2 protein-coding genes are annotated in these 5,289 nt (G+C 34.0%); both read right to left on the reverse strand.

Annotated elements, in window-relative coordinates; translation table 11 throughout:
• Positions 1 to 3,962 (reverse strand): SprB repeat-containing protein (locus Q0891_RS17085; protein ID WP_299103554.1); only part of this gene is annotated, 3,962 nt, incomplete at its 3' end.
• An 805-nt stretch (positions 3,963 to 4,767) separates the two neighbouring features.
• Positions 4,768 to 5,289: OmpA family protein (locus Q0891_RS17090; RefSeq protein WP_299103555.1), on the reverse strand; the 522-nt coding region annotated here is incomplete at its 5' end.

Genomic DNA, 5,289 nt, shown 5'->3' on the forward strand with positions numbered 1-5,289 from the left:
TTAATTACCGAACTCGCTGACACAGTTGCTGCACCAGTCGCTTCTCCAAAACACAGAACATTAGTAATGGTTCCAGAAGTGGTTGCTGTATCACAATCATCGGTACATGAAATTTGTATACTCTCAACAGTTTTACATCCATTATCATCAATAACAATAACGGAGTGGTTACCAACAGGTAAGTTTGTAGCAGTAGCAGTAGTTTGGTTATTCACAGAGGCAGACCATTCATATGTATATGGTGCAGTTCCACCAGTTGCGGTAACAGTTGCAGAACCGTTAACACAAGCTTGTATATAAGTCGCATCAACCTTATTAATTGAAGCACTTAATGCTTCCGAAGGTTGTGCAATAGAAATATTATGAACCACAGGATCACAAGATGATCCATCCATAGTAACACTTACATTATAATTCCCAGCAATGACATCAGCTATCGTACTCGAAGTTACACCAGTATCGATATCGCCATTAGACCATGTAAAAGTAAAAGTAGCGGTAGGATTAATCACAGAACTCGCTGACACAGTTGCTGCACCAGTCGCTTCTCCAAAACACAGAACATTAGTAATGGTTCCAGAAGTGGTTGCTGTATCACAATCATCAGTACATGAAATAGTAATAGTTTGTGAAGTTGTACAATCATTAGCATCCGTAACAACAACAGTATGATCTCCTACAGGTAAGTTAGTAGCATTTGCTGTAGTTTGGTTAGAGGCAGAGGCAGACCATAAATAAGTATAAGGTGCTGTTCCACCAGTTGCAGAAGCATCAGCTGAACCGTTATCACAACCTTGCGTTGAAGTTGCATCTACTTTAGTAACAGAGAGATTTAAAACGTCAGGTTCTGTTATTTCAATATCAACAGTTGTAGTACATCCATTATCATCTTCAATCGTAACCGTATAATTATCAGCAATTAAATTATTAAAATTACCTGAATTATTAGAAGTTGAAGTTGTACCATTATCATTAGTAAAAGTATAAGGACCAGTACCACCACTGGCTGTAACTTCAAAACTTCCTGTATTATTTCCATTACAATCAACATTGTTTACACTGTTTGAACTCGCAAATAGTTCATCATCTGGTTGAGTAACTTCTATAGTCTTGCTTATTTCACATCCATACGCATCTGTTACCGTAACCGTATATGTATTGGCATAAAGATCAGTTAAATCTTCTGACGTAGCTAAATTACTCCACTCAAAAGTATATGGAGATTTACCTCCAGAAACTGTAATATTTATTGCGCCAGAATCTTCCAATTTACATGCTACATTTGTTATGTCTTCTGTAATTGACATTTCATATAATTCAATAGCATAATTGGTGTAAATTTTTTCACAACCAGTATTTGTGTTAGTGACGTAAAGAGTATAATCGCCAGAACTAATTGAGAACTCGTTTAAACTTTGATAAGAACCACCATTCAATTTATACTCGTAATCTGGTCCAGTAGGAGATGTAATTTCAATATCAAAATTATTTCCTCCATTACAAGTGACATCTATTTCAGGTTCATCAGGAAAGGAGCTTAAGGGTGTTGTAAAACTTAATGTTTGATTAGCACATGCCGCAGGATTAGAAGCATAAGATAAGTTTGCATAATACGTACCTCCATGAACTGATTCATTATATGGTGATAAGTTTAATGTGTTTCCTGTACCTATTACTGTCGGGTCTGAATCTTTTGTCCACTCGATATCTAAGAAAGAAACGCCTTGAACAAACAGAAATCCATCTTCTCCATCACAAAGATCTTCAGCTATGATTGTAGGTGGTACTGCAAGACCTGTATTTACTTCGACATTAATTACATTAAAGCAACTATCTTCAATTTGTACAGTGTATTCTCCAGGAGTTAAATCTGAAAATACAGGGTTGTCTCCATTATCGATAGGTGTTATCGCAGATCCGTTAAATTCTATAATAGAGAAATTTAATGGAGGGACTCCTGTAGCGGCTATAACTAATTCACTATTACCGTTGGAACAATTTCCTAGATAGTAACTATCTACTTTTACGCCCGAGACAGGAACAGTAAAAGTTTCTAATGTAGTTCTGCAATCAATACTTCTGCTAGATTCTCCATCTCTATATATTTCAGACTGAATTACAACTCTCATTAATCCGTCACTCAACACATTGTTTAAAACTCCATTAACAGTTCTTAGAGAGTTGCTAGAAGTTTCCTTACTGCTTATCGCCATAGCGTTAGTAGAGGATATTACAGTCCCAACAGTATGCATAATATTAGTTTCAGGATGTCCCCATTCATCCGTATCAGGATAATATTTTTGTAACCACAACTGCTCTCGAAATAACCAGGATGTTATAGATGCAGAAACGTTAAAGGAGCCACAATTTAATTCTGGCGTAACAGTATGAGTAAATTCCCCTGAAGGTATGGTAAAGGTTTTAGAAACTAAATTACCACAACTAGTAAGAGCCTCAAAAGTATATTCCCCAGTTGGTAAGGAAGTCATGGCAAAACGTCCGTTAGATGAGATATTAGCACTTACGTTATATGGTATTGGATTAGGGTAAGTTGAAGGTGCAGATGTAATATTTATAGAACTAATATTTGCAGCTTGAGACCATCCGACATTAGTATTTCTAAGATACATATATACATTTCCTTCATCTGCATCACAGCCTCCAGATACAGTTTGGGTTAAATCTAAGTTAAGGGCACTACCAAGTGAAATTGTTTCTGTGAAAGTAGTACCACAAGAATCTGATACTTCTATAACATAAGAACCATTAGGTAATGGATTTGATGTACTACCAAAATTTAACCACCACGGTATATCAGTATAGGTAGCGCTATAAGTTCCCAGCGCATACTCTGATCTGTAATTGTTTGGATCAAACCCAACAGGGTAAGTTGTAAAAGTAACATCTATGGGAGCAATGACTCCTTCAAATCGGCTTATACTAAAATATTCTAATCCACAGTTTGGGGTAGTTTCTGAATAAAATCGAACTCGTGAATCTGCGTCAATGGTTTCATTTCTGGTTTCGGTATTACCACAATTATCAGAAATTTCAATGGTATAATCATAAGATTCTCCAGTATAAAAAGGAATAGTATATGCTGAATCATTTTGTGCATCACTAGCCCATGTATCATTAATTATTGTTGGAGAACCTGGATTTGACGGATCTTCGACTGTGATAGTTATCTCTATTGGAAATACATAATCAGGAATAGTGTATGAACCATTAAAACTTATTCTCTCGGTGTGCAAGTAGTTATTACAATCTTGCAAAACGCGAAAAACACTGGTATTATCTGACCAAACATATCTATAAAAACCATAATTCGCATCTGGAGTCGAAATTGTAATTCCTTGCGTAAATTCATCACCACAAGCATCTATTACAACTACAATATGGTCTCCTGGAGGTACAGGTGTTAATATATCTGACGCTTGAGGAGGAATTATAACAGCATTTGAAGAATCTCGCAATTCATAACTAATGGCTGTTCCTGTAGTGACATTGGCTGTAATTTCTCCACCACCACATATAGTTGTTTCAGTTGCTGTAAATATTAAGTCTTCCGTATTATCGTTTATTACGGCATCTTGCGTTTCCTGATTAGTTTGTGTTCCTAAAGTTTGAGTTGCGATGACTCGATAGTTTCCAGCAGGGAAAGATGTTTCTATATGTTGAAACATTGTGAAGTCTGATCCGGGAGGCTCAATACCGTTAGATACTCTAAAGGGAGTTGTAGTGTCTGGTAATTGATAAATAACAAATTCAAACTCGGCACCTTCTTGTGTGTCAGTAATATCCATTGTAAGTATACCGTTACCTGTACAGACTTCATCCGTAGGAATAACTCTCATTTCAAATGGAGTAATTTGCGCTGTTAAGCTTGAAAAACAGAACAATGCAAATAATAAACTAAACAAGTTGTTCTTTGAATACAACTTAGGTAATTTTAATTTCATACTAATTTTATTAACTTATCAAGCAATTGATTCAGCCAAAACAAGATAGATATATACTGTACGTATTTTTAGGGTGTAATTATTGTTATTATGAACAACATAATCATCTGTTTTTTGTTAAATAAAAGGAGGGATATTCAGTGTAACGATATATAAAATGGATTAATATTTTATTAATTTAAGATCATCTACACTAAATTTATTTAACACTATCATTACAACTAAAGTGCTACTTTAACAGTTCAGTTGAGCCGGCAATTTAAATGTTATAATTGAATTAAACAACCTTTTGTCGGAAAAATATGCATTTAAACGATGTTTTAATTCTGAATTGAATTTAAAATTATTTATAATATTCATATTGAGACATTAGATGTAAGTTGTATTTTAGTTGTTAAGTTGTTGAAATACAGTGATTAAAGGTTTGTTTGATTTAGATTTTTACAAATAAATGAAATGTATACTTGCTTTTTTTTAATCTAGAGAGGAATACTGATAAAGTCAAAAAAAAATGATAAATATGATAGAAAGAGCTGAAAATAGGATTATTTTGAAAACAAATTATAGCGTTTTAAAGGGTAATACGTTGTAATTTAAAAAAATACAGTAGAAATTTTTAATTTATTTTCAGTTGAAGACTAGTTCTTCCATAGATAAAAGATGAATTCATTTTATCTTATTGTTTTAAGTTTTAGGTCGTGTAGTTTGTTTAGAGTTTTAGTTTTTTGTAATCTAATTTTAAACAAAAAAAGAGCAAGTTCCATATGAACTCACTCTTTATCTTAGTAAACTATAGTTTGGTTATTTAAGGGTTCTGATCTTCTCCATCAACAATATAGAAGTAAGAACGTCTATTGACTTGGTGCTCTTGTTCCGTACATTTAACACCGTTAGCACACTTATTTAACAATCTAGTTTCCCCAAAACCTCTAGCACTTTGTATTCTGCTAGGCTCAATACCACGGGATATTATATATTCTCTAGTAGATTTAGCACGTCTATCGGATAGTTTTAGGTTATACTTGTCACGTCCTCTACTATCGGTATGAGATTCAATTTTAATAACCATTTCTTTGTGTTTACGAAGAACGTTAACAATATTTTCGAGTTCGTATTGCGCATCTGTTCTAATGGTATCCTTATCATAGTCAAAGAAAATAGGATTAATAATAATCTGACTTTCTAAGATTAGCGGTTTAAGTACCAGATCAGCGTTTATGGTGTCTTCGTTTTTTCTAGAAGTTGTTATAATTTTCTTGTCCTCTTGGTAATCTTCTTTAGTTCCTAGTATGGTATAGGTTTGGTTACATTCAACCTCAAAGGTGTA

It is taken from the genome of uncultured Winogradskyella sp. (assembly GCF_947498005.1).
In the GTDB taxonomy this organism is placed as follows: domain Bacteria; phylum Bacteroidota; class Bacteroidia; order Flavobacteriales; family Flavobacteriaceae; genus Winogradskyella.